Origin of the sequence: Frigoribacterium sp. PhB116, assembly GCF_004364285.1 — a bacterium.
Classification (GTDB): Bacteria; Actinomycetota; Actinomycetes; order Actinomycetales; family Microbacteriaceae; genus Frigoribacterium.
In genome coordinates this window covers 38,362-61,564 of the sequence record NZ_SOBE01000005.1, presented here as the reverse complement: position 1 = coordinate 61,564, position 23,203 = coordinate 38,362, and the positions used below count along the sequence as shown (strand labels likewise).

The 23,203-nt window shown below is 72.6% G+C and carries 22 protein-coding genes and 1 tRNA gene; 16 read left to right on the top strand and 7 right to left on the bottom strand.

Features of this window, described 5'->3' with window-relative positions:
• The first annotated feature begins 60 nt into the window (after positions 1–60).
• Positions 61–1,326, top strand: coding sequence for a solute carrier family 23 protein (locus EDF20_RS15940; RefSeq protein WP_133739092.1), 1,266 nt, complete (start codon positions 61–63; stop codon positions 1,324–1,326).
• A 2-nt stretch (positions 1,327–1,328) separates the two neighbouring features.
• A complete protein-coding gene (locus EDF20_RS15935) occupies positions 1,329–2,654 on the top strand; it encodes an MATE family efflux transporter (protein ID WP_243833503.1) in 1,326 nt (441 codons plus the stop codon).
• Between the two features lie 14 nt (positions 2,655–2,668).
• Here EDF20_RS15935 and EDF20_RS13935 read toward each other — a convergent pair whose 3' ends face one another.
• The gene (locus tag EDF20_RS13935; protein WP_133739091.1) at positions 2,669–3,736 is read right to left on the bottom strand and encodes a LacI family DNA-binding transcriptional regulator; all 1,068 of its coding nucleotides are present in this window, start codon (positions 3,734–3,736) and stop codon (positions 2,669–2,671) included.
• Between the two features lie 149 nt (positions 3,737–3,885).
• Between EDF20_RS13935 and EDF20_RS13930 the strand changes: the two genes are divergently transcribed.
• From EDF20_RS13930 to EDF20_RS13915, 4 genes are read left to right on the top strand one after another with little or no spacing between them, the layout of a single operon-like run.
• Entirely contained in the window at positions 3,886–5,121 is a 1,236-nt protein-coding gene (locus EDF20_RS13930; RefSeq protein ID WP_133739090.1) for an MFS transporter, read from the top strand.
• A 35-nt stretch (positions 5,122–5,156) separates the two neighbouring features.
• Positions 5,157–5,852, top strand: coding sequence for an endonuclease NucS (gene nucS, locus EDF20_RS13925; RefSeq protein ID WP_123547425.1), 696 nt, complete (start codon positions 5,157–5,159; stop codon positions 5,850–5,852).
• Positions 5,853–5,900: 48 nt separating this feature from the next.
• Entirely contained in the window at positions 5,901–6,590 is a 690-nt protein-coding gene (locus EDF20_RS13920; protein WP_123547424.1) for an HAD hydrolase-like protein, read from the top strand.
• Positions 6,587–7,864, top strand: a complete 1,278-nt coding sequence (locus EDF20_RS13915; RefSeq protein ID WP_133739089.1) for an MFS transporter — start codon at positions 6,587–6,589, stop codon at positions 7,862–7,864. The genes EDF20_RS13920 and EDF20_RS13915 overlap by 4 nt, the downstream gene beginning before the upstream one ends.
• A gap of 29 nt (positions 7,865–7,893) precedes the next feature.
• Here the strand turns inward: EDF20_RS13915 and EDF20_RS13910 are convergent, their stop codons facing one another.
• Positions 7,894–8,781, bottom strand: coding sequence for an NAD(P)H-binding protein (locus EDF20_RS13910; protein ID WP_133739088.1), 888 nt, complete (start codon positions 8,779–8,781; stop codon positions 7,894–7,896).
• Between the two features lie 176 nt (positions 8,782–8,957).
• Between EDF20_RS13910 and EDF20_RS13905 the strand changes: the two genes are divergently transcribed.
• Complete coding sequence (locus tag EDF20_RS13905; protein ID WP_133739087.1) at positions 8,958–9,872, top strand: cation diffusion facilitator family transporter; 915 nt, start codon at positions 8,958–8,960, stop codon at positions 9,870–9,872.
• A gap of 37 nt (positions 9,873–9,909) precedes the next feature.
• Here EDF20_RS13905 and EDF20_RS13900 read toward each other — a convergent pair whose 3' ends face one another.
• The gene (locus EDF20_RS13900; RefSeq protein ID WP_158614653.1) at positions 9,910–10,446 is read right to left on the bottom strand and encodes a universal stress protein; all 537 of its coding nucleotides are present in this window, start codon (positions 10,444–10,446) and stop codon (positions 9,910–9,912) included.
• A gap of 142 nt (positions 10,447–10,588) precedes the next feature.
• Between EDF20_RS13900 and EDF20_RS13895 the strand changes: the two genes are divergently transcribed.
• Entirely contained in the window at positions 10,589–11,272 is a 684-nt protein-coding gene (locus EDF20_RS13895; protein WP_133739086.1) for an SOS response-associated peptidase, read from the top strand.
• Between the two features lie 391 nt (positions 11,273–11,663).
• On the opposite strand, the gene EDF20_RS13890 is transcribed toward EDF20_RS13895, so the two are convergent.
• Positions 11,664–11,747: transfer RNA gene (locus tag EDF20_RS13890), tRNA-Leu, on the bottom strand.
• A gap of 109 nt (positions 11,748–11,856) precedes the next feature.
• Here EDF20_RS13890 and EDF20_RS13885 point away from each other — a divergent pair.
• The 7 genes from EDF20_RS13885 (at position 11,857) to pknB (ending at position 20,996) form a co-directional block, all read left to right on the top strand.
• Entirely contained in the window at positions 11,857–12,570 is a 714-nt protein-coding gene (locus EDF20_RS13885) for a DUF3662 and FHA domain-containing protein (protein WP_133739085.1), read from the top strand.
• Complete coding sequence (locus EDF20_RS13880; protein ID WP_133739178.1) at positions 12,564–13,100, top strand: FHA domain-containing protein; 537 nt, start codon at positions 12,564–12,566, stop codon at positions 13,098–13,100. Before EDF20_RS13885 ends, EDF20_RS13880 begins: the two co-directional genes overlap by 7 nt.
• Positions 13,101–13,107: 7 nt before the next feature.
• Positions 13,108–14,352 (top strand): PP2C family serine/threonine-protein phosphatase, encoded by a 1,245-nt coding sequence (locus tag EDF20_RS13875; RefSeq protein WP_123547417.1) that lies wholly within the window; start codon positions 13,108–13,110, stop codon positions 14,350–14,352.
• The gene (locus EDF20_RS13870) at positions 14,336–15,829 is read left to right on the top strand and encodes an FtsW/RodA/SpoVE family cell cycle protein (protein ID WP_123547416.1); all 1,494 of its coding nucleotides are present in this window, start codon (positions 14,336–14,338) and stop codon (positions 15,827–15,829) included. The genes EDF20_RS13875 and EDF20_RS13870 overlap by 17 nt, the downstream gene beginning before the upstream one ends.
• Entirely contained in the window at positions 15,829–17,301 is a 1,473-nt protein-coding gene (locus EDF20_RS13865) for a penicillin-binding transpeptidase domain-containing protein (RefSeq protein ID WP_133739084.1), read from the top strand. Before EDF20_RS13870 ends, EDF20_RS13865 begins: the two co-directional genes overlap by 1 nt.
• A complete protein-coding gene (locus EDF20_RS13860) occupies positions 17,298–19,082 on the top strand; it encodes a serine/threonine-protein kinase (RefSeq protein WP_123547414.1) in 1,785 nt (594 codons plus the stop codon). Before EDF20_RS13865 ends, EDF20_RS13860 begins: the two co-directional genes overlap by 4 nt.
• Positions 19,083–19,286: 204 nt before the next feature.
• A complete protein-coding gene (gene pknB, locus EDF20_RS13855) occupies positions 19,287–20,996 on the top strand; it encodes a Stk1 family PASTA domain-containing Ser/Thr kinase (RefSeq protein WP_133739083.1) in 1,710 nt (569 codons plus the stop codon).
• A 56-nt stretch (positions 20,997–21,052) separates the two neighbouring features.
• On the opposite strand, the gene EDF20_RS13850 is transcribed toward pknB, so the two are convergent.
• Genes EDF20_RS13850 through EDF20_RS13845 form a run of 3 tightly spaced genes read right to left on the bottom strand, consistent with a single transcriptional unit; the run spans position 21,053 to position 22,625 of the window.
• The gene (locus EDF20_RS13850) at positions 21,053–21,691 is read right to left on the bottom strand and encodes a gamma-glutamyl-gamma-aminobutyrate hydrolase family protein (RefSeq protein WP_123547412.1); all 639 of its coding nucleotides are present in this window, start codon (positions 21,689–21,691) and stop codon (positions 21,053–21,055) included.
• A complete protein-coding gene (locus EDF20_RS15765) occupies positions 21,688–21,849 on the bottom strand; it encodes a hypothetical protein (protein ID WP_166644836.1) in 162 nt (53 codons plus the stop codon). Before EDF20_RS15765 ends, EDF20_RS13850 begins: the two co-directional genes overlap by 4 nt.
• A gap of 2 nt (positions 21,850–21,851) precedes the next feature.
• Complete coding sequence (locus EDF20_RS13845) at positions 21,852–22,625, bottom strand: class E sortase (protein WP_123547411.1); 774 nt, start codon at positions 22,623–22,625, stop codon at positions 21,852–21,854.
• A gap of 114 nt (positions 22,626–22,739) precedes the next feature.
• On the opposite strand from EDF20_RS13845, the gene EDF20_RS13840 reads away from it, so the two are divergent.
• A complete protein-coding gene (locus EDF20_RS13840) occupies positions 22,740–23,003 on the top strand; it encodes a cell division protein CrgA (RefSeq protein WP_123547410.1) in 264 nt (87 codons plus the stop codon).
• Positions 23,004–23,203: the final 200 nt, after the last annotated feature.

Below are 23,203 nucleotides of genomic sequence, written 5' to 3'. Positions count from 1 at the left end.
CCCTCCACAGGCGCGGTGCAGGAAACGAGCAGGAAACAGCGCGCCGCTACAGTTCTGCCCATGGCACTCCCCTGGGCACTGCACGGCGACGGCAAGACGGTCGACTCCACCGAGATCGTCGCCCCGGAGGAGCGGCTCACCTGGCCGCGCACCATCGGCCTGGGCGGTCAGCACGTCGTCGCCATGTTCGGCGCGACGTTCCTCGTGCCGATCATCACGGGCTTCCCGCCGAGCACGACCCTGCTCTTCTCGGGCATCGGCACGCTGTTGTTCCTGATCATCACGAAGAACAAGCTGCCGAGCTACCTCGGGTCGTCGTTCGCGTTCCTCGCCCCGATCGGAGCGGCGACCGACATCGGGGGCATCCCGCTCGCGCTCAGCGGCATCATCGTCGTCGGCGCCCTGCTGGCGATCGTCGGCGTCGTCGTGCACCTCGCCGGCACGCGCTGGATCAACGCGCTGCTGCCCCCGGTCGTCAGCGGCGCCATCGTCGCCCTGATCGGCTTCAACCTGGCGCCCGCGGCGCGCGACAACTTCGCGCAGGCCCCGCTCACCGCCGTCATCACGCTCGCCGCCGTGGTGCTGAGCGCCGTGCTCTTCACGGGCCTCCTCGGCCGCCTGTCGATCTTCGTCGGCGTCGTCGTCGGCTACGTCGCCGCCGTGCTGCTCGGCGAGGTCGACTTCAGCGCCGTCGGCGACGCCGCCTGGATCGGGCTGCCGACCTTCACGGCGCCCGCGTTCGACCTGGCCCAGCTGCCGATCTACCTCGGGTTCCTGCCCGTCGTGCTCGCCCTCATCGCCGAGAACGTCGGCCACGTGAAGGGCGTCGGGCAGCTCACGAAGCGCGACCTCGACCCGCTGACCGGTCGCGCCCTCTTCGCCGACGGCCTGAGCACCGTGCTCGCCGGTCTCGGCGGCGGCTCGGCGACCACCACCTACGGCGAGAACATCGGCGTGATGAGCGCCACGCGCGTGTTCTCGACCGCCGCGTACTGGGTCGCGGGCCTCGTCGCGATCCTCCTCGGCCTCTCGCCCAAGATCGGCGCCGTCATCTTCACCATCCCGCCAGGGGTCCTCGGCGGCGTCACGACGGCGCTCTACGGCCTGATCGGCGTCATCGGCATCCGCATCTGGGTCGAGAACGAGGTCGACTTCAGCCGCCCGAAGAACCAGCTGACGGCCGGCGTCGCCCTGATCATGGGCATCGCCGACTTCACCTTCGCGCTCGGCGGCGCGAGCTTCGGCGGCATCATCCTCGGCACCGTCGCCGCCATCGTCGTCTACCACCTGATGACCGTGGTCGGCCGCCTCCGCGGCACCGACTAGACGTGCGCCTCCGGTCGCCGCTCGACCGCGAGATCCTCCGCCTGGCCCTGCCCGCGCTGGGTGCGCTCGTGGCCGAGCCGCTGTTCCTCCTCACCGACACGGCCCTCGTCGGGCACCTCGGCTCCGTCCCGCTCGCGGGCCTGGGCGTCGCGAGCGTGATCCTGCAGACGGCGCTCGGCCTGCTGATCTTCCTCGCCTACGCGACGACCCCGACCGTCGCTCGGCGCCTGGGCGCGGGCGACCGTCGCGGGGCGATCCGCGCCGGCGTCGACGGCCTCTGGTTCGCCCTGTTCGTCGGCGTCGCGATCGCCGTCGCCGGCGCGTTCGTCGCCGAGCCGCTCGTCGGCCTCTTCGGGGTCGACGCCGACGTGGCCCGCGCCGCTACGACGTACCTCTCCGTCTCGCTGATCGGCCTGCCGGGCATGCTGGTCGTCATCGCGGCGACGGGTCTGCTCCGCGGCCTGCAGGACACCCGCACGCCCCTCGTCGTCGCCGGCGTCGGGTTCGCGGCCAACGCCGCCCTCAACGCGCTGTTCCTCTACGGCTTCGGCTGGGGCATCGCCGGCTCCGCGGCGGGCACCGTCGTCGCGCAGTGGGGCATGGCCGCCGTCTACGTCGTCATCGCCGTCCGGGCGGCACGCGACGTCGGCGCCGACCTCCGTCCCGGCCTCGCCGGGGTGGGCCGGACCGCCCGCTCGGGCGCGTGGCTGCTGGTGCGGAACGCGGGCCTGCGGGCCGCGCTCGTCGCGACCGTCGCGGCCGCCGCCTCCTCGGGGGTCGCCGGGCTCGCCGTGATCCAGATCGCGCTGACGCTGTTCAGCACGCTCGCGTTCGCCCTCGACGCCCTCGCGATCGCGGGGCAGGCCATGGTCGGGCACGCGCTCGGCCAGGGCGACCGCGCGCGCGTGCGGGCGATCACTCGGCGGCTGATGCTGTTCGGCGTCGGCGGCGGCGTGCTGCTCGGCGCCCTGCTCGCCGTGCTCGCCCCGGTGCTCGCGCCCGTCTTCAGCAGCGACGAGGGGGTGCGCGCACTGCTGCCCTCGGTGGTGGTCGCGATGGCCGTCGGGATCCCGCTGGCGGGCTTCGTCTTCGTGCTCGACGGGGTGCTGCTCGGCGCCGGCGACGCCCGGTACCTCGCCGTCGCCAGCGTCGTCAGCGTGCTGGTCTACCTCGCGCTGCTGCTCCCGGTGGAGGCGCGGGTCGGCCCCGGCACGGCCGGTGCGGTCGCGCTGTGGCTCACGTTCGGCCTCGGCTACATCGGCGCCCGCGCGGTCACGCTCGGCCTGCGCGCCCGCACCGACCGGTGGATGGTGGTCGGCGCACGCTGACCGGCGACCGAGCGTCAGGCGCGCGGCGGAGCCGTCGTCGAGCCCGGGCGGAACACGCTCGTGAAGATCGTGCCCGTGGCGGCCTCGCCCGCGAGCAGCGCGAGCACGGCTCGACCGGCCGCGCGGCCCTTCTCGACCGCGGGCTGCACCACGGTGGTCAGGTCGGCGGCCCGGGGGTCGTCGAGCCGAACCCCGTCGTAGCCGACGACGCTGAGGTCGCCGGGCACCGAGAGGCCGAGGTCCGCCGCCGCAGCGATGACGCCCGAGGCCAGCAGGTCGCTCTGGGCGATGATCGCCGTCGGGCGCTCGGACGCGGGCACGTCGAGCAGCTGCGTGCCGGCGCGGTGCCCCTCGGACGTCCAGCTGCCGCGCGTGACGAGCCCGCCGGCGTCGGGGTAGACCAGGCGCGTGCCGCGCAGCCGCTCGAGTGCAGGCCAGGTCGTGCCCGCCGCGACCCGTGCGTCGGTGATGTCCCCGGTCTCGCGACCCGGGCCCAGCTCGAGCGCGACGACGGCGACGCGGCGGTGGCCGAGGTCGTGGAGGTGCTGCGCCAGCAGCCGGGACGCGCCCACGTTGTCCTCGCCGATGTCGAGGACGCCCTCCATCGGCGGCGCCTCGATCGACACCAGCGGGATCCCTCGACGTCGCACCGTCGACACGGAGGCATCGAGGCGCGTGCTGCAGCCGAACAGCACGAGCGCGTCGACCGGGGCGTCGAGCAGGCGGGTGTGCTCGCCCTCGGTCTCGGTGAGCAGCAGCAGGCTGTTGTCGGCCGGGCCCGTGACGTCGGCGATGCCGTCGAGCATCGCCACGTTGATCGGGTCGCGGAAGGCGTTGCTCAGGGTGTCCTCGAGGACGGCGCCGACGATGCCCGAGCGGCCGCGGCGCAGCGACCGGGCGCGGGGGTCGGGCCCGCCGTAGCCGAGGTCGGCGGCGACGGCCAAGACGCGGCTGCGCGTCTCGTCCGAGACGGGGCCGGCACCGCTGAAGGCCAAGGAGGCGGTGCTCGCGCTGACCCCGGCCGCCCGCGCGACCGCGGCGAGGGTCGGCCTCGCGGCGACCTCGCCCTCTGCCCGGCTCATGGGCCGCAGCCTAGCCGACGGAGCCGGGCCCACGGCCGTCGGCCGCCGCGCCCGCGACCGGGCCCGCCGGGCCCCTGGCGGTCGCCGCCCCGACGCCCTACGCTGGCGATCGAATCGATTCGAACACCGACGTCCGAGGTGACACAGCCATGACCGCCGCCCCCGCCGACCAGCGCACCTACGACGGCGGGCTCACCCGTCGGCAGGTGGTCGCCTGGCGGAACGCCCTCTTCGTCGTCTTCGGCCTGTCCGGCCTGGGCATCGCGACCTGGCTCGGCCGCGTGCCCGCCGTCCGCGACGCGCTCGACGCCAGCACGCTCGAGATGGGGCTGCTCGTCACCGGGCTCAGCGTCGGGTCGATCGTGGGCATCACGCTCTCGAGCCACGTCATCGCGGCCGTCGGTGCCCGGCGTGCCGTGCTCGGCTCGCTCGTCACGGCGGCCGCGGGCCTCGTCGCCGCAGGCCTCAGCGTCGACCTCGGCGCGGGGTTCCTCGGCATCGTGGTCGGCCTCGCGGTCTTCGGCCTCGGCAACGGGCTGTGCGACGTCGCGATGAACGTCTCGGGCGCCGCCGCCGAGCGGGTGCTCGGCCGCACGGTCATGCCGCTGTTCCACGCCGCCTTCAGCCTCGGCACGATGGTCGGCGCGCTCCTCAGCGCGGCGGCGGAGGCCGCCGGCGTCCCCGTCGCCGTGCACGTGTCGCTCCTCGCCGTCGTGCTCGCCGGCGTCGCCGTCGTGGTGACCCGGCAGATGCAGTCGGAGGACCTAGGGCACGCGACCTCGGACGACGAGCCAGCAGGCGCCTCCTCGGGGTGGCGTTCGCGCCTGGCGGTCTGGACGACGCCGGGCACCGTGCTGATCGGCCTGATCGTGCTCGGGATGGCGACGGCCGAGGGGTCGGCGAACGACTGGCTCGCCCTCGCGATGGTCGACGGCCACGGCCTCAGCAACTCGGGCGGGGCCGTCGTGTTCTTCGTCTTCGTCACGGCGATGACCGTCGCCCGCGTGGCGGGGTCTCCGCTGCTCGACCGCTTCGGACGCGTGGTGATGCTGCGGCTGTCGGCCGTGGCCGCCGTCCTCGGGCTCACCCTCGTCATCGTCGCCCCTGCGCCGTGGCTCGCCGTCGTCGGCGTCGTCGCGTGGGGGCTCGGCTCGGCGCTCGGGTTCCCCGTCGGGCTGTCCGCAGCGGCTGACGACCCGCGCGTCGCCGCCGCACGCGTGAGCGCCGTCGCCACGATCGGCTACGTCGCGTTCCTGGCGATGCCGCCCCTGATCGGCTTCCTCGGCGAGCGCCTCGGTCTGCTGAACGGCCTCTGGGTCGTGCTCGCCCTGATCGCCGTCGCGGGCGTCGCCTCGGGCGCTGCTCGCGAGCCCGCCCGCCGCTGACGCGGGCCCGCCCGGCCGGACCGTAGGATCGTCGGGTGCGTCTCGTCATTGCCCGCTGCTCGGTCGACTACGCCGGCCGGCTCAGCGCCCACCTCCCCCTCGCCACCCGCCTGCTCATGGTCAAGAGCGACGGCAGCCTGCTGGTCCACTCCGACGGCGGCAGCTACAAGCCGCTCAACTGGATGAGCCCGCCGTGCACGCTGACCGTGCTCGAGCCCGACGCCGACCAGCAGGAGGCGGGGGTCGTCGAGCTCTGGAAGGTCACGCAGGCGAAGACCGCCGACATCCTCGTCGTGTCGATCCACGAGGTGCTGCACGACTCGTCCCACGAGATGGGCGTCGACCCCGGGCTCACGAAGGACGGCGTCGAGGCCGACCTGCAGAAGCTGCTCGCCGAGCAGATCGACCTGCTGGGCGAGGGGCACGTGCTCGTCCGCCGCGAGTACATGACCGCGATCGGGCCGGTCGACATCCTCGCCCGGGACGCCTCGGGCGCCGCCGTTGCCGTCGAGCTCAAGCGCCGCGGCGACATCGACGGGGTCGAGCAGCTGACGCGCTACCTCGAGCTGATGAACCGCGACCCGCACCTGGCACCCGTCACCGGCGTCTTCGCGGCGCAGGAGATCAAGCCGCAGGCCCGCACCCTCGCGCACGACCGCGGCATCCGCACCCTGCTGCTCGACTACGACGCGATGCGAGGGCTCGACGACTCGCACTCGCGTCTGTTCTAGCGGCTCCGGCCGCGGTCGGAGCTCCGCGGCGCTCCTAAGCTGGAGGGGATGACTCCCTCCTACACCGCCGTCCTGTTCGACCTCGACGGCACCATCGCCGACTCGGCGCCGGCGATCACGGCCAGCCTCGCGCACACCATCGCCTCGCTCGGCCTGCCCGTGCCCGAGCAGTCCGAGCTGATGGCGTGGGTCGGCCCGCCCCTGCCGCAGAGCTTCGAGGTGCGCCTCGGCCTGACCGGCGACCGACTGGCGGAGGCGATGCGCACCTACCGCGCGCACTACCTCGCGAACGGTGCGCTCGAAGGCGAGATCTTCCCCGGGGTCCGCGACCTGCTCGCCAGCGTGCACGCCGCGGGGCTGCCCACCTCGACCGCCACCTCGAAGCCCGAGACGCCGGCCACCAAGATCCTCGAGGCGCACGACCTCGTGCAGTACCTCGACCTGATCACCGGGGCGTCCGACGACGAGGTCCGCAACACGAAGGCCGACGTCGTCGCCGAGGCCCTCCGCCGCCTGCGCGAGCGCGGCGCCGACGTCTCGCGTCCGGTGCTGATCGGCGACCGCCACCACGACGTCGAGGGCGCGGCCGAGCACGACGTGCCGACCATCCTCGTGACCTGGGGCTACGGCGAGCCCGCCGAGCACGTCGGTGCCGTCGCCGTCGCCTCCGACGTGCGCGAGGTGGCCGATCTGCTCGGCGTCGAGCTCGTCACGGCACCCGTGCGCGGCGCGGCGTGAGGCAGGCCGGCTCGGCCGCGGTCCGCTCGCCCGCCGCCTGGCTGCTCACCCTCGCGATCGTCCTCATCGCGCTCAACCTGCGCGGCCCCATCGTCGCCACGGCGCCCGTGCTCGGCCAGATGAGCGCCGACCTCGGCCTCACCGCCGTCGTCGCCGGGCTGCTGACCAGCATCCCCGTGCTCTGCTTCGCCCTCGCGAGCCCGCTCGCCTCGAGCCTGATCGTCAAGGTCGGCGCCGAGCGCGCCGTCAGCATCGGCCTCGCCGGGGTCCTGCTGGGCACCGTGCTGCGCGCCCTCGGCACCTCGTCCTGGCTCTACGTCGGCACGATCGTCATCGGCATCGCGATCACCGTGGGCAACGTCGTGCTCCCGGTCATCATCCGGCGCGACTACACGCCCGAGCGAGCGGGCTTCGTCACGGGCATCTACACGTCGGCGCTCAACGTCGGGTCGATGATCACGTCGCTGGCGACCGCGCCGATCGCCTCGGTCGTCGGCTGGCCGGCCGCGCTGGTCGGCTGGGGGCTGCTCGCCGTCCTGGCGGTGGCCGTGTGGGCCGTCGCGGTCGGTCCGCGGGTCGCGCTCGGCGTGGGGGCACGTGACGTGGGCGGGGCGGTCGACGCAGGAGGCGCCTCCTCGGCCGACGTCATGACCGGCGGCATCGACGTGGTCGAGACCGCGGCCCACGAGGCCGACGCGGAGGCGCGGCGACGGCCGCTGCTGCGCCGCTGGACCACCTGGGGCCTCACGCTCGCCTTCGCCGGCCAGGCCTTCGCCTACTACGGGCTCACCGCGTGGATGCCCACGCTGCTCGGCGACGAGATCGGCCTGACCCGCGAGGCCGCCGGCGCGAGCTCGTCGGTGTTCCAGATCATGGCGGTCGTCGGGGCGCTCGGCGTCCCGCTGCTCGCCCTGCGCTGGCGCCCGTCCGCGGTCATCGCGCTGATCGGCGTGCTCTGGACGGCCATGCCGCTCGGCCTCTTCTTCGCGCCCGAGCACTGGCTGATCTGGTCGATCTTCGGCGGCGCGGCCCAGGGCGGCGGCATCACGATCATCTTCATCGTGATCGTGCGGATGGCCACGACCGGCGACGACGCCCGCCGCCTCTCGGCCCTCGTGCAGGGCGGCGGCTACGCCATCGCCTCGCTCGGGCCGCTGGCGATCGGCGGCCTGCACGACGCCTCCGGCGGGTGGGAACTGCCGATGGTCGGGATCTTCGTGTCGGTGCTCGTGCTCGGGATCAGCGGCGTGCTGTCGGCGCGACGCGTCCGCTGAGCCGGCGGGTCCCCGTCGCCCGCGGCGGCTCAGGCGCCGCGCAGCCCGAAGAGGGTCTCGATCGTGAGCGGGTCGTGGCCGGTGAGGTCGCGCACGGCGGTCGTGACGCGGGACACCTCGCCCGACGCGAGCGACGTGTACGTGCTGACCCACGCGTCCGCCTGCCACGGCTCGGGCTGCCAGCGCTCGCGTGAGGCGTACGCCTCGTCGAGCGTCTCGTCGACGAAGGAGAACGGCCGACCGAGCACGACGGACAGCCGGGCCGCCGCCTCCGCGAGCGTGACGGCCTCGGAGCCGGTCAGCTCGTAGATCGCACCGACGTGCGCCGAGGGCTGCTGCAGCACGGCCGCGACCACGTCCGCGACGTCCGCCCGCGCGACCGCGGCGACGCGCCCCGACCCGGCGGGCCCGCGGAGCACGCCCTGCTCGTCCGCGAACTCGGGCAGCACGTCGAGGTAGAAGGAGTCGCGCAGCAGGGTGACCTGCATGCCCGACGCGCGGAGCGCCTCCTCGGTGGCCCAGTGGTCGCGCGCGAGGGTGAAGACGGCGTCGGGGGCCGCCCCCTGGAACGACGTGTAGACGACGTGGCCCACGCCGGCCTCGGCGGCCGCCGCGACGAAGTCGAGGTGCTGGGCCCGCCGGTCGGGCGCCTCGGCCGCCGACACCATGAAGAGGACGTCGACGCCGCGCAGCGCCGCGACGGAGGCCTCGTGGTCGCCGTAGGTCGCCTCCGCCACCTCGGCGCCCTCCAGCCGCGGCGCCCTCGAGGCGTCGCGGACGACCAGGCGCTGCCGGACGCCGGCCTCGGCGAGCGCGGCCGCCACCCGGCCGCCCACGGCACCGGTCGAGCCGGTCACGCCGACGAGCGGGCCCGACGAGGAGGGACGGGGGACGGAGGAGGCGCCGGTGTCGGTCATGACGCTGCCAACGACCGAGACGGCCGCTCTGTTCCCCCTCCCGGGCCGCCGGTGCACAGTCGGGAACGATCCTCGTCATCGACTGGCCCGCACACCTGTCGAGCGTCGGTCGCCGCCGGTAGGGTCGACGACGGCCAGCACCCGGCGGGCCGACCGGGTGACGTGAGGAGCGACGCATGGGCCACGACCACGCGCACGGCCACATGGCCGCCGACGGCCGTCGCCTGCGCCTCGCGATCGGCGTCGTCGCCCTGGGCCTCGTCGCCCAGCTCGTCGGTGCGGCCCTCTCCGGCTCGCTCGCGCTGCTCGCCGACTCCGGGCACATGGCCTCCGACCTCGCCGGCCTCGTGATCGCCCTGCTGGCGACGATCGTCGCCGCCCGCCCCGCGAGCGGCCGTCAGACCTACGGCTACCGACGCGCCGAGGTCTTCGCGGCGTTGATCAACGGCCTCGTGCTCGTCGCCGTCTCGCTCTCGGTGGCCGTCGCCGCCGTGTCGCGGCTCCTCGACCCGAGCCACCTCGAGGTGCTGGGCCTGCCGATGCTCGTCGTCGGCCTCGTGGGCGGGGCGACCAACGTCGTGGCGCTCCTCGTGCTGCGCGGCGGTGCCTCCCACTCGATCAACATGCGCGGCGCCTACCTCGAGGTGCTCGGCGACCTGCTCGGGTCGGCGGCGGTCGTCGTCGCCTCGGTCGTCGTGCTGACGACGGGCTTCGCCCAGGCCGACTCGGTGGGCTCGCTGATCATCGCGGCCATGATCGTGCCGCGGGCGTGGTCGCTGCTGCGCGAGGCCGTGCGCGTGCTCTTCGGCTCGGCGCCGGGCGACATCGACCTCGCGGCCGTGCGCGCGCACATCACCGACACGCCCGGGGTGGTCTCCGCCCACGACGTGCACGCCTGGCAGATCACCAGCGGCGCGACCGTCTTCTCGGCGCACGTCGTCGTCGAGCGCGACGTGTTCTGCGACATGCGCGTCGACGAGACCCTCGACGCCCTCGACAGGTGCCTCGCGTCGCACTTCGAGGTCGAGCACGCGACGTTCCAGCTCGAGCCGGCCGACCACGCCGAGCACGAGCGCACCACGCACGCCTGACCGTCCGGCAACGGGGCAGCGAGCCGAGGAGGCGCCGCTACAGCTCGTCCTCCCACGGCAGCGCCTGGGCGCGCGACACGGGCGCGAGCGGCACGACGACCACGGGTCGCGTCTGCCGGTGGCTGAGGTGCAGCGCCACGGAGCCGGCGAAGAACTCGCGCAGGCTCCCCCGGAGCCCTGCCTCCCGGCTGCCCACCACGATCATCGGCGCGTCGACCGTGCCCGCGAACGACGCGAGGCCCGTCGCGGGGTCGCCGGTCAGGGCGACGAACGCCACCGGTCCGGCGTGGTCGACCAGCACCGTGAGCAGGCGCTCGCGCAGCTCCGGCTCGAACGTGATCTCGTCGGCCCAGTCCTCCGGCGCGATCGGGTACGAGAGCACGGTCCCGTCGATGCTCTCCGCGAAGGCCATCCGGTCGGGCTCGACAGCCACGCAGGCGAGCCCGGTGCCGAACCGGCGGGCGAACTCCGCGGCCCGGGCGACGACGGCCTCGGCGGTGGCGGGGACGACGCCCACGACCACCCAGCCGTGCAGCTCCTCCGCCGCGTCGGCGACCTCTCCTGAGCGAGCCACGGCGACCACCTCTCCTGTTCCCGAGCGGCGGCGCCGCCGCGCGTGGCCACAGTGAACCACGCGGGATGCCCCGAGGGGAACCGTCGGACGCCCCGGTGCACGAGCCCTTCCGCCCGCGCCGCGACGAGAGCAGACTGGCGCCATGTGCGGCCGCTACGTCATCGCGAAGGCCACGTCGGACCTGATGCCCGACCTGCTCGCCGGTCTCGGGACCCTGCCGGACGACTTCAACGTCGCCCCGACCACGACGGTGCCCGTCGTGCGCACGCGACACGGCGAGCGCGAGCTCGCCCAGGCACGCTGGGGACTGACGCCGCCGTGGTACCCGGACCTGAAGAAGCGGCCCCAGCCGATCAACGCCCGCGTCGAGACGGTAGCGACGAGCGGGATGTTCCGACGGCCGTTCGCGCAGGCACGCTGCATCGTGCCGGCCCTCGGCTACTACGAGTGGGTCGTCACCGAGACGGGCAAGCAGCCGCACTTCGTGCACCAGCCGGACGCCGGCCTCGCCATGGCCGGGGTGATGAGCGCCTGGCCCGACCCCGCCGCGGACGAGGACGACCCGACGCGGTGGGTGCTCTCGATGTCGATCATCACCCGCGACGCCCACGTCGCGCCCGGCGAGGTCCACGACCGGATGCCGTCCTGCCTCACGCCCGACGCCTACGACGACTGGCTGGGCGACCACCTCGACACGGGCGAGCTGCTCGCGCTGCTCGACCGCGCCTCCTTCGAGGTGGCCCACGACCTCGTGCACCACGAGGTCACGCGCGACGTCGGCTCGGTGCGCAACACCGGCCCCCGCCTGATCGCCCCGCTGCGCTGAGCCGTCCTGCGCCGACCCGCGGCACCGACCGGTCAGGCCGCGTCCGGAGCTGGAGTTAGAAGAGCGTCGGCGTCGTCACCGGCAGCACGCTTTCCTCGTCCCGCGCGAGCAAGCGAAGGAAGCGGCCGTTGACGAAGAGACGCTCTCGTCCGACCTTGACGTCGGACAGGACGCCCGCCGCCGTAATTAGTCGACGTGTAAAGAAAATCGGCATTTCTTTACACGTCAGGGCGATGTGGAAACTTCCTTGCAAGGTCCAGAACCCGGGCGGGCAGATCCGTCGGCATGACCGTCGAGTGGGATCTCGCATCGTCGCGCCGCAGGGGCGGCGGCGCGATAGAAGGCACCACGAACGAGAAAGGCCCTCCAGAGGAGGGCCTTTTCGTTCGCGTGCGCGAGGGGGGACTTGAACCCCCACGCCCTTTCGAGCACTGGCACCTGAAGCCAGCGCGTCTGCCAATTCCGCCACTCGCGCGAACTCGAGAACATTATCATGTCCGAGCGCCCCGTCAGAGCACCTGCGGGGGCCGTCCACGCCGTCCGGCTAAGATCGGGCGACCAGCGACCCCCGAACCTGGAGACCCATGGGACTGCTCGACAACTTCGAACGCGGGCTGGAGCGCGCCGTGAACGGCGCCTTCGCCAAGACGTTCCGTTCGAGCGTGCAGCCCCTCGAGATCACGAGCGCGCTGCGGCGCGAGCTCGACACGAAGGCGGCCGTGGTCTCCCGTGACCGCATCCTCGTGCCGAACGAGCTCCTGGTCCGGCTCTCCCCGGCCGACCACGAGGCGATGGCCTCCGTGGGTCCCGCCCTGATCGACGAGCTCACGCAGCTCACGCAGCGTCACGCGACGGCGCAGGGCTACCAGTTCGCCGGTCCGCTCCGGGTCCAGCTCCGGGAGGACGCGGCGCTGAGCGTCGGCATCCTCGCCGTCGACTCGCGCAACGTCCAGGGCGACGTGACGTGGCGCCCGTTCGTCGACGTCGACGGCACGCGCCACGCCATCACCGGCCAGCGCACCGTCATCGGCCGCGGCAGCGACGCGGACATCACCGTGCAGGACACGGGCACGAGCCGCAAGCACGTCGAGATCCTCTGGGACGGCCAGCGCGCGCAGGCCCGCGACCTGGGCTCCACGAACGGCTCGAAGCTCAACGGCGCACCGCTCTCCAAGGCCGCCCTGCAGCCCGACTCGGTCATCGAGATCGGTCGTACGCGTATCGTGTTCCGGGTGCTCCCCCAGTCATCGACGCCCGACCCCTTCGACGGGCCCGACGTCCGAGGGGGATCCTGGTGACCAGTGAGCTGACCCTCTTCGCCCTGCGCTTCGCCTTCCTGGCCGTGCTGTGGCTCTTCGTCTTCGCCGTCGTCTTCGCCCTGCGGTCCGACCTCTTCGGGCAGCGGGCGCGCAAGATGCCGACCGACCAGCAGCCGGGACGAGCCTCGTCGGCCGCCGCCGCGCCTCCTGCGCCCCGGCCCGTGTCCACGCCGGCGCCCGCGCAGCAGCGCGCGCCCGTCGCCCCGTCGTCCGACGGCGCCGCGACGCGCCTCGTCATCACGAAGGGCGCCAAGGCGGGACTCGAGATGCCGCTCGGCGACGGACCCCTCACGATCGGTCGGTCGCAGGAGAGCAACCTGGTGATCCGCGACGACTACACCTCGACGCACCACGCCCGGCTGATGCTCTGGAACGGACGTTGGGTCGTGCAGGACCTGGACAGCACGAACGGGACGTTCCTCGCGGACGAGCGCGTCACCGTCCCCACTCCGGTGCCGACGGGCGCCACGGTGACGATCGGGCAGACGAGCTTCGAGCTGCGACGGTAGCCGCCCGATGACGACGCCCAAGAGTGCCGCCCTGTCCAACGTGGGCAAGATCCGGTCCAACAACCAGGACAGCGGCTACGCCGGTCAGCAGCTGTTCGTGGTCGCGGACGGCATGGGCGGCCACGCCGGCGGCGACGTCGCCTCGGCCATCGCCATCCGCCGCATCCGCGAGACCGACAAGCAGTACACGTCTCCGGGCGACGCGGAGTTCGCGCTGCAGTCGTCCCTGATCGCCGCCAACCAGCTGCTCGCCGAGACGGTCTTCGAGCACCAGGAGCTCACCGGCATGGGCACGACCGTGAGCGCGCTGCTCCGCGTCGGCGACAGCATGACGATCGCCCACATCGGCGACTCCCGCATCTACCTGTGGCGCGACGGCGAGCTGAGCCAGATCACCGCCGACCACACCTTCGTCCAGCGGCTCGTCGACAGCGGCCGGATCACGGCCGAGGAGGCGGCGGTCCACCCCCGCAGGAGCGTCCTGATGCGCGTCCTCGGCGACGTCGACGCGGCCCCCGAGATCGACACGGCCATCATCGGCACCCAGCCGGGCGACCGCTGGCTGATCTGCTCCGACGGACTGAGCAGCTACCTCGCCGAGGACCGCATCAAGAAGGCCCTCGCCGCCGGCCTCGACGCCGACCAGACCACGCGCCGCCTCGTCAAGGAGACCCTCGACCACGGCGCCCCCGACAACGTGACGGTCGTGGTCGTCGACGTCGACGACACCGGCGACTCGTCCGTCGAGCCCCCGGTCACGGTCGGCTCGGCCTCGGCTCCGCTGACGTTCGAGGGCGAGGCCGGTCGAAAGTCGCTGCGCCTGCCGACGATCCTGCTGCACCCCCTCAAGGTCGCCTCGACCCCGGAGGACAGCCACTTCGAGCCCGAGTCCGACGAGTACCTCGCCGAGCTCATCGCAGAAGACAGACGTCGGCGTCGCCGTCGCCGCGTCACCTGGCTGGTGGCGCTGGTCGTCGCCGTCGGCGCCCTCGTCGCCGGCCTGTTCCTCGCCTACCAGTGGACGCAGGACCACTACTACGTCGGCGAGCGGAACGGCACGGTCGTGATCTACAAGGGCGTCCAGCAGACGCTCGGGCCGATCACGCTGAGCGAGGTGCACGAGGTCACCGACGTCCGGGTGGACGACCTGCCGAACTACACGCAGCAGACCGTCGAGGACACGATCAACGCGGACTCGCTGGGCGACGCCCGCGCCATCGTCGAGAGGCTGGCCGATGCCGTCGCTCGATGACCAGCGGTCCGACGAGGCCTCCACCGAGCTGATCGGCCGTCCCGCAGGAGGCGCGGGGGCGTCCCGTGGACCCGCCCGCTCCTCCGGCGCCTCGCCTCGTGACCCCGGGCAGGCCCAGAACCTGACGCAGGCGATCACGCTGCGGCTGCGCCAGCCCGCGAAGCTGCGGAACCTCGAGCTGCTGCTGCTGATCGTCGCGGCCGGCATCTGCGCCGGGGCCATCGTCCTCGTTCAGCTCGGCGCGACCGGGGCGATCGACGCCTCCGTGCTGGTGGCCGGCTCCGCCGTGCTCGGCCTCGGGCTGATCTTCCACCTCGTGCTCCGGGTCGTCGCCCGCGAGGCCGACCCGTTCCTCCTGCCGATCGCGCTGACGCTCAACGGCATCGGCATCTCGATGATCTACCGCATCGACCTCGCCTACGGGCGCGAGGGCTGGGCCGCCTTCGGCATCAAGCAGATCGCGTGGACGGTCATGGCGATGACGATCGCGCTCGTCGCGCTGATCGTGGTGCGCAACTACCGGGTGCTCTCGCGGTACCGCTACATCGCGATGGCCGTGTCCATCGCGCTGCTCCTGCTGCCCCTGGTCCCCGGCCTCGGCCGTGAGGGGCTGAACGCGCGCGTCTGGATCGACATCGGCCCGTTCTCGTTCCAGCCGGGCGAGATCGCGAAGATCACGCTCGCGATCTTCTTCGCGGGGTACCTGGTGACCGCCCGCGACAACCTCTCGCTGATGGGGCCCAAGATCCTCGGCATGCGGTTCCCGCGTGCCCGCGACCTCGGGCCGATCCTCATCGTCTGGGTCGTCGCCATGGGCGTGCTGATCTTCCAGCGTGACCTCGGCACCTCGCTGCTGTACTTCGGCCTGTTCCTGGTCATGATCTACATCGGCACGGGCCGCGGCAGCTGGATCGTGCTGGGCCTCACGATGTTCCTCGGGGGCGCCATCGTCGCCAGCACGTTCCTCGGGTACGTCCAGGGGCGCTTCCGGGCCTGGCTCAACCCGTTCGACCCTGCCGAGTACACGGCCGACGGCGGCTCGTTCCAGCTCGTGACGGGCCTGTTCGGCTTCGCGAACGGCGGCCTCGTCGGCACCGGGCTCGGCCAGGGCCGTCCGCAGACGACGCCCCTCGCCGAGAGCGACTACATCTTCGCCTCGCTCGGCGAGGAACTCGGCCTGGCCGGGATCTTCGCGATCCTGGCGCTCTACCTGCTGCTCGTCTCCCGTGGCTTCCGCATCGGCTTCGTCGGCCAGGACGACTTCGGGCGGATGCTCGGCGTCGGCATCGCCTTCGTCATCGCCCTGCAGGTGTTCGTCGTCATGGGCGGCGTCACCCGGGTGATCCCCCTGACCGGGCTGACGGCCCCCTTCATGGCCGCGGGCGGCTCCTCCCTCGTGGCGAACTGGATCATCGTGGCGCTCCTGCTGCGGCTGTCCGACTCCGTCCGCGACCAACCGAGGCTGGTGATCGGCTGATGAACAAAGAACTCAAGCGCGTGAGCTTCGTGGTGCTCGCCATGTTCGTGGCGCTCTTCATCTCGAGCTCGTACATCACGACGATCCAGGCCGACACGCTGCGCGCCGACGGGCGCAACTACCGGTCCCTGCTCGCGAGCTACTCGGCCCAGCGCGGCCCGATCCTCGTGGGCGGCCAGCCCGTGGCGCAGTCGGTGCCCGTCGACGACGTCTACGAGTTCCAGCGGACCTACCCGCAGCCCGAGCTCTACGCCCCCGTGACGGGCTACTACACGCTCGGCCAGGGCTCGCGCGGCGTCGAGGACGCCATGAACCAGCAGCTGACGGGCAACGCCAACTCGCAGTTCTTCGACCAGATCAACTCCCTGCTCACCGGCCAGGACCCGGAGGGCGCCACGGTGAACCTCACGCTCGACCCCGCGGTGCAGCAGGCGGCGTACGACGCCCTCGGCGACAACTCGGGCTCGGTCGTCGCGATGGACCCGGCGACGGGCAAGATCCTCGCCATGGTGTCGAAGCAGAGCTACGACCCGAACCCGTTGGCGTCGCACGACCCCGCCGCGGTCAAGAGCTCGTACGACGCCCTCGTCGCCGACCCGTCCGACCCGCTGCAGAACAGGGCGATCCAGGGCGACCTCTACGCCCCGGGCTCCACGTTCAAGCTGATCACGGTCGCCGCGGCCCTCGAGAGCGGCAACTACACCCCCGACAGCGAGTTCCCGAACCCGGCGACCCTGCAGCTGCCCGGCTCCACCTTCAGCATCAACAACGCCGAGGGCGGCAGCTGCGGAGGCGGCGAGACGGCCACCATCGCCACCGCCCTCCGCCTGTCGTGCAACATCCCCATGGCCCAGCTCGGGCAGGCGCTCGGCGCCGACGCCATGGCCGACCAGGCCGCGGCGTTCGGCTTCGGCGACGACTCGATCGACATCCCCCAGGCCGTCACGCCGAGCCGCTTCCCGATCGAGCGCGACGGAGAGCCGATCGACGACGCCACCCTCATGCTGCAGTCGTTCGGCCAGGGCTCGGACCGGGTCACCCCCCTTCAGATGGCCATGGTCTCGTCGGCGATCGCCAACGGCGGCACGCTCATGGACCCGACGCTGATCGAGAGCGTCCTGAACCCGGACCTCAGCCCTGTGGAGGACTTCTCGCCCAGCGAGTACGGGAAGCCGGTCAGCACGGCGACGGCTCAGACGATGACCGACATGATGGTGCAGGACGTCGCGGACGGCGCCGCCAGCGGTGCGAGAATCGCTGGTGTCGACGTCGCGGGCAAGACGGGAACGGCCGAGAACGGCCCGGGCGACCCCTACACGTTGTGGTTCACCGGCTTCGCGCCGGCGGCGGACCCAGAAGTGGCCATCTCGGTTGTCGTCGAGAACGGCGGCGGACTCGGACAGTCCGCGTTCGGGAACAGTGTCGCGTCACCAATCGCGAAGAAAGTACTAGAGGCGGTGCTGAACAAATGAGACCTTCCGGCGGAATCACCTTCGGTGGGCGATACCAGTTGTCGACCCGCGTCGCCATCGGCGGCATGGGCGAGGTCTGGGAAGCCACGGACCTGGTCATCGGCCGCACGGTCGCGATCAAGATCCTCAAGGACGAGTACCTCGGCGACCCCGGGTTCCTCGAGCGCTTCCGCGCCGAGGCGCGGCACGCCGCCCTCGTCAACCACGAGGGCATCGCGAACGTCTTCGACTACGGCGAGGAGGAGGGCAGCGCCTACCTCGTGATGGAGCTCGTCCCCGGCGAGGCCATGTCGACCGTGCTCGAGCGCGACCGGGTGCTGCCCACCGACAAGGTGCTCGACATCGTCGCGCAGACCGCCTCCGCCCTGCAGGCGGCCCACGCCGCGGGCCTCGTGCACCGCGACATCAAGCCGGGCAACCTGCTCGTGACGCCCGACGGCCGCGTCAAGATCACCGACTTCGGCATCGCCCGCATCGCCGACCAGGTGCCGCTCACCGCCACCGGCCAGGTCATGGGCACGGTGCAGTACCTGTCGCCCGAGCAGGCGAGCGGGCACCCCGCGTCGCCGAGCACCGACATCTACTCGCTCGGCATCGTGGCGTACGAGGCGCTGGCCGGCCGGCGTCCGTTCACGGGCGAGTCGCAGGTCGCCATCGCGATGGCGCAGATCAACGAGCAGCCGCCGGACCTGCCCTCGACGGTGTCCGAGCCCGTGCGTCGCCTGGTGCTCTCCTGCATCGCCAAGAAGCCGGCCGACCGCCCCGCCAGCGCCTCGGCGCTCGCCCAGGCTGCCCGGGCCCTGCGTCGAGGCGACGTGGCCGCCGCCACCGTGGCGGTCCCGATGATCGGCATGGCCGCCGCCGGGGCGGGCGACGCCGCGACCCAGGCCTTCAGCGCCCAGGACGCCACCACCCAGCTCTACGACCCCACCGGCAGCACGCGCCAGCAGCCGGGCGCCGCCGCCTGGACGCCCGGCTCCGCCGACCCCGAGGCCCAGCGCGGCGAGGGCGACGAGCTGGACGACGAGAAGAAGCCGCGCAGCCCGTGGTTCTGGCCCCTCATCGTGCTGGGCGTCATCGTCCTGGTCGGTGTCGCTGCCCTCGTCGCGTTCGCGGTGAACTCGGACGACCCGGCGCCGGCCCCGACCACCCCGTCGTCTTCGGCCCCCGCGCCGTCCCCGTCGACCACGACGCCGGAGCCGGAGCCGAGCCCGACGACGGTCGCCGTCGACGAGAGCGCCTACGTCGGCCTCGCCGAGGACGACGCCCGCAGCCGACTCGCCGACCTGGGCCTCGACGTCCTCTCGGTCGACGCGACCACGCAGGCGCCCGACGAGGCCGCGGTCGGCACCGTCGCGGGCCTCGACCGCAGCGGCAACGTGCCCATCGGCGCCTCGGTGACGATGTACATCTACCGTGCCGCGCCGACGCCCCCGCAGCCCACGGCGCCGACCGCCTCCGCGCCCCAGGTCAGCGGCGACGGCCAGGAGCAGGTCACCATCTCGTGGCAGGCGTACGGCAACTGCCCCGTGGGCTACACGCTGACCGGGTACACGTACTCGGTCACGGGCGGCACGGACACCGCCGGTCAGACCAGCGGACAGCTCGGCACGAACGTCACGAGCGTGTCCGTGAAGTCGGCGACGCCCGGCAACATGACCGTCCAGTACGTCGCGGTGTGCGGCCAACTGAGCTCGGCTCCGTCGGCCGGCGTCACGGTCACCGTGACGGCTCCCGCCATGAGCCCCAGCCCGAGCCCCAGCAACGGCGAGGACGGGTAGCGCGAGGGTCCGTCGTCCCGGCCCCGGAGGTCGCGACCGTCCCGGACGGTCGCGGCCTCCGTCGCGTCCCGGGGTGTCACGAAGCGCTGACAATCATCCCTCTGGCGTAGGCGGCGGCCCCGTCCGGGGGTCGAGGCCCGGATACACTGGGTGCGGTTCGGAAGGGTCGCGCAGGCAGCGGGGTCCCAGAGGGGAGACTGGCGCGTGGCTGAAGGCGTGAGAGAGGGCATCCACCTCCTCGCCAACCGGTACCAGATCGGCGAGCTGATCGGCCGGGGCGGGATGGCCGACGTCCACGTCGGGACCGACGCGCGGCTCGGCCGCCGTGTGGCGATCAAGCTGATGAAGCCGTCGCTCGCCACCGACCCCGCGTTCCGCACCCGCTTCCGCCAGGAGGCGCAGGCCGCGGCCCGCATGGCGCACCCCACCATCGTCCGCGTCTTCGACGCCGGCGAGGAGTCGACGCGGGACCGCAGCGGCCACGAGGTGCAGGTCCCCTTCATCGTCATGGAGTACGTCGAGGGGCGGCTCCTCAAGGACGTCGTCCGCGAGGGCCCGATGGACCCGACTGAGGCCGTCCGCATCACCGAGGGCATCCTGACCGCCCTCGAGTACTCGCACCGGGCGGGCGTCGTGCACCGCGACATCAAGCCCGGCAACGTCATGATCACGCACTCCGGCCAGGTCAAGGTCATGGACTTCGGCATCGCCCGAGCCATCTCCGACTCCTCCGCGACCGTCGCGCAGACGACGACCATCCTCGGCACGGCCCAGTACTTCAGCCCCGAGCAGGCACGGGGCGAGACGGTCGACGCCCGCTCCGACCTGTACTCGACCGGCGTCCTGCTCTTCGAGCTCCTCACCGGCCGCGCGCCGTTCCGGGGCGACTCCCCCGTGGCGGTCGCCTACCAGCACGTCAGCGAAGCGCCCGTGCCCCCGAGCACGGTGGCGCCCGCGGTCTCCCCGGCCCTGGACGCCGTGGTGCTCCGTGCCCTCGCGAAGGACCGCTTCGAGCGCTTCCAGACGGCCGCCGACTTCCGGGCCGACGTCCACGCTGCCGGCGAGGGTCGTGCGCCCGAGCGACGCCGGGCCACGCCCGAGGCCGGCTCGACGCTCTTCGGCGTCGACCCGCACAGCCGGGTCGGCAGCGAGGCCGCGCTCAAGGAACTCTCCTCCGACGACAACGACCGACCGCAACGGACGCAGACCCGACCCCCGGTCGCCTGGATCTGGGCGGGCATCGTGCTCGTCGGCATCGTGATCGTGGCCGTTGTGTTCTGGGTGGTGAACCTCCAGCCGCCCCAGATCGACAACGCCCAGACCTCGACCATCCCCGTCGTCGCCGGCAGCACCTACGACGACGTCGCCGCCCAGCTGGGCGACCTCGACCTCACGGTGACGCGCACCGACGCCGCGAGCGACACCGTCGACGAGGGCCTCGTCATCTCCACCGACCCGGAGGCCGGCACGGCCGTGCTCAAGAACTCCGCCGTGGCCGTCACCGTGTCCTCGGGGCCCGTCCAGGTCGCGATGCCCGGCGTCGACGGCCAACAGCTCGACGCAGCCTGGGCCGCGATCACCGCGGCCGGGCTCGTCCAGGGGCAGCAGGTCTCCGACTACTCGCCCGACGTCCCCGAGAACGGCGTGCTCGAGTCGACGCCGGCGGCTGGCACCCAGGTCGACGTCGGCAGCACGGTCGACCTCGTCGTCAGCAACGGCAAGGTGAACGTGCCCGACGTGACCCGCCAGTCGTTCGAGCAGGCCGTCGCGGTCCTCGGCGACCAGCTCGGCCTGACGGTCAAGTCGTACGTCGACCCCGGCTGCTCCGGTGGCAGCGTGTCCAACCAGTCCCTCCCGCCGGGAGACCAGCCCCAGGGTTCCGAGATCACGCTCGGCGTGTGCAGCGCAGGCTGACCCGCGGCTGCTGACGCCCACGGGCCCCGACGCCGACGCGGCCGAGGGGGCCGACGTCAGCTCAGGTCGACCAGCGGGCTCAGCGAGCGCGCGGTGACCGCCGCCTCCGGCAGGCCGGCGACGCCGAGCCAGTTGCCGATCATCTGGTAGCCGCCCTGGGTGAGCACCGACTCCGGGTGGAACTGCACGCCGTAGAGCGGCGCGGAACGGTGCTGCAGGCCCATGATCACCCCGCCGGAGGTGCGGGACGTGACCTCGAGGTCGCCCGGCACCGTCTCGTCGACGACGGCCAGCGAGTGGTAGCGAGTGGCCGTGAAGGGCTGCGGCACGTCGGCGTAGAAGGCGCTGTCGTCGTGCTCGACCCGCGACGTCTTGCCGTGCATCAGCTCCTCCGCGTGCGTCACGGTGGCGCCGAGTGCCTCGGCGATGGCCTGGTGGCCGAGGCAGACGCCGAGCAGCGGCTTGTCGACGGCGAGGGCGGCGTGCACGACGTCGACCGAGACGCCCGCCGCCGCCGGGGTGCCCGGGCCGGGCGAGAGCAGGACGGCGTCGTACTCGGCGATGCGACCGGCGATCTCGTCGCGGCCGAAGGCGTCGTTGCGCACGACGTCGGTCTCGGCCCCGAGCTGCTGCAGGTAGCCGTTCAGCGTGTAGACGAAGCTGTCGTAGTTGTCGACGACCAGGATGCGCGTCATTGTTCCTCCACGGTGACGTCGGGGGCGGGGACGAGCTCGTTCACGAGCGGGAAGACCCACTCGACCAGGACGAACAGGACGGCGGCGAGGAGCACGAGCAGCAACAGGAGTCGCAGCCACCAGGGGCCCGGGAGCACGCGCCAGAGGGCGCCGTACACGGTCAGCCCCCGATCCCGGCCGCGGCCAGGGCGGCGGGCGGGCCGTCCGAGAGCGGCTGCCACGAGTCGAAGACGCCGTAGGCGACGATGCGCTCCTGGGCGGTGAACATGGGGTTGCAGCTGGTGAGGGTGATGAGGCGCTCCCCGGAGGCGGCGGAGACGTCAGGTGCGTCGGGCACGGGCTGGAGCACCGAGACCTGGGTCGCCTGCACGTACTGGAGGTTGCGGAAGGTGTAGGTGTACCAGCCGTCGGCCGTCTGGACGTAGAGCTCGTCGCCCGGTCGCAGGTCGGCGACCTTGTTGAACGGGGCGCCGTAGGTCGTCCGGTGCGCGGCGATCCCGAAGTTGCCGACCTCGCCGGGCATCTGCGTGTCGTCGTAGTGCCCGATGCCGATCTTGTTCAGGGTGCGGACCGTGCTCGTGCCGCCCGCGATCGGCACGGCGTAGTCGGCGCCGAAACGCGGCACGTAGAGGTTCGCGAAGGTCTCCGCCTCGGCGGGGGCGGCGGTGACCGGGGGGTCGCCGGCCTCGTCCGCGGTGGCGGGAGGCGCCTCCTGCGCCTGGCGCTCGAGCTGCTGCGACAGCTGCGAGGCCTGGTCCCGGTGCTCGCCCGCCACGACCAGGTCGTTGAACCACTGCTGCCACGCGATGAAGAGCAGCACCAGGACGCCGGCGGTGATGAGGAGCTCGCCGAGCACGCCGACGAACGACACGGGGCGGCGCCGTCGCCGGGGACGACGGCCGTCGGCGGGGGCGATGCGCGCGTCGACGGTCATGGGGTCGATCCTAACCGCGGCGCCTGGGGTGTCGGGGGCTGCACGCCGCACCCTGTGGACGAGGTCCCGCAAGGCCGAGGGGCCCGTCAGGGCCGCCACGCTAGGATGTGCGCCATGGCTGCAGACAAGAACCCCACCTCGAAGCCCGCCCGCGCCCGCGCGGACCGCTCCGCCGAGGCGCGCCCCGCGGCCGACGCCCCGAACCCGGTGTGGTTCAAGCCGGTCATGTTCGGCTTCATGCTGATCGGCCTGGCCTGGATCGTCGTCTTCTACGTGAGCCAGAGCGCCCTGCCCATCGGCTCGCTCGGCTCGTGGAACATCTTGATCGGCTTCGGGATCATGTTCATCGGGTTCCTCATGACCACCCGCTGGCGCTAGGCACTCGGGAGTCGTCCCTCTCGAACAGGCGTTCGCACTTACACGGCTGTAACTATCCCCACTGTGGACAGTCCTGTGGATAAGTCGGTGGAGAACCCCGCTCGCTGAGATCGGACCGGTCCGACGACGAAGGAGGCGGCACCCAGGTGGGTGCCGCCTCCTTCGTTCTCCTCGCCTCGCGTCGGAGGCACCCGGGGGCC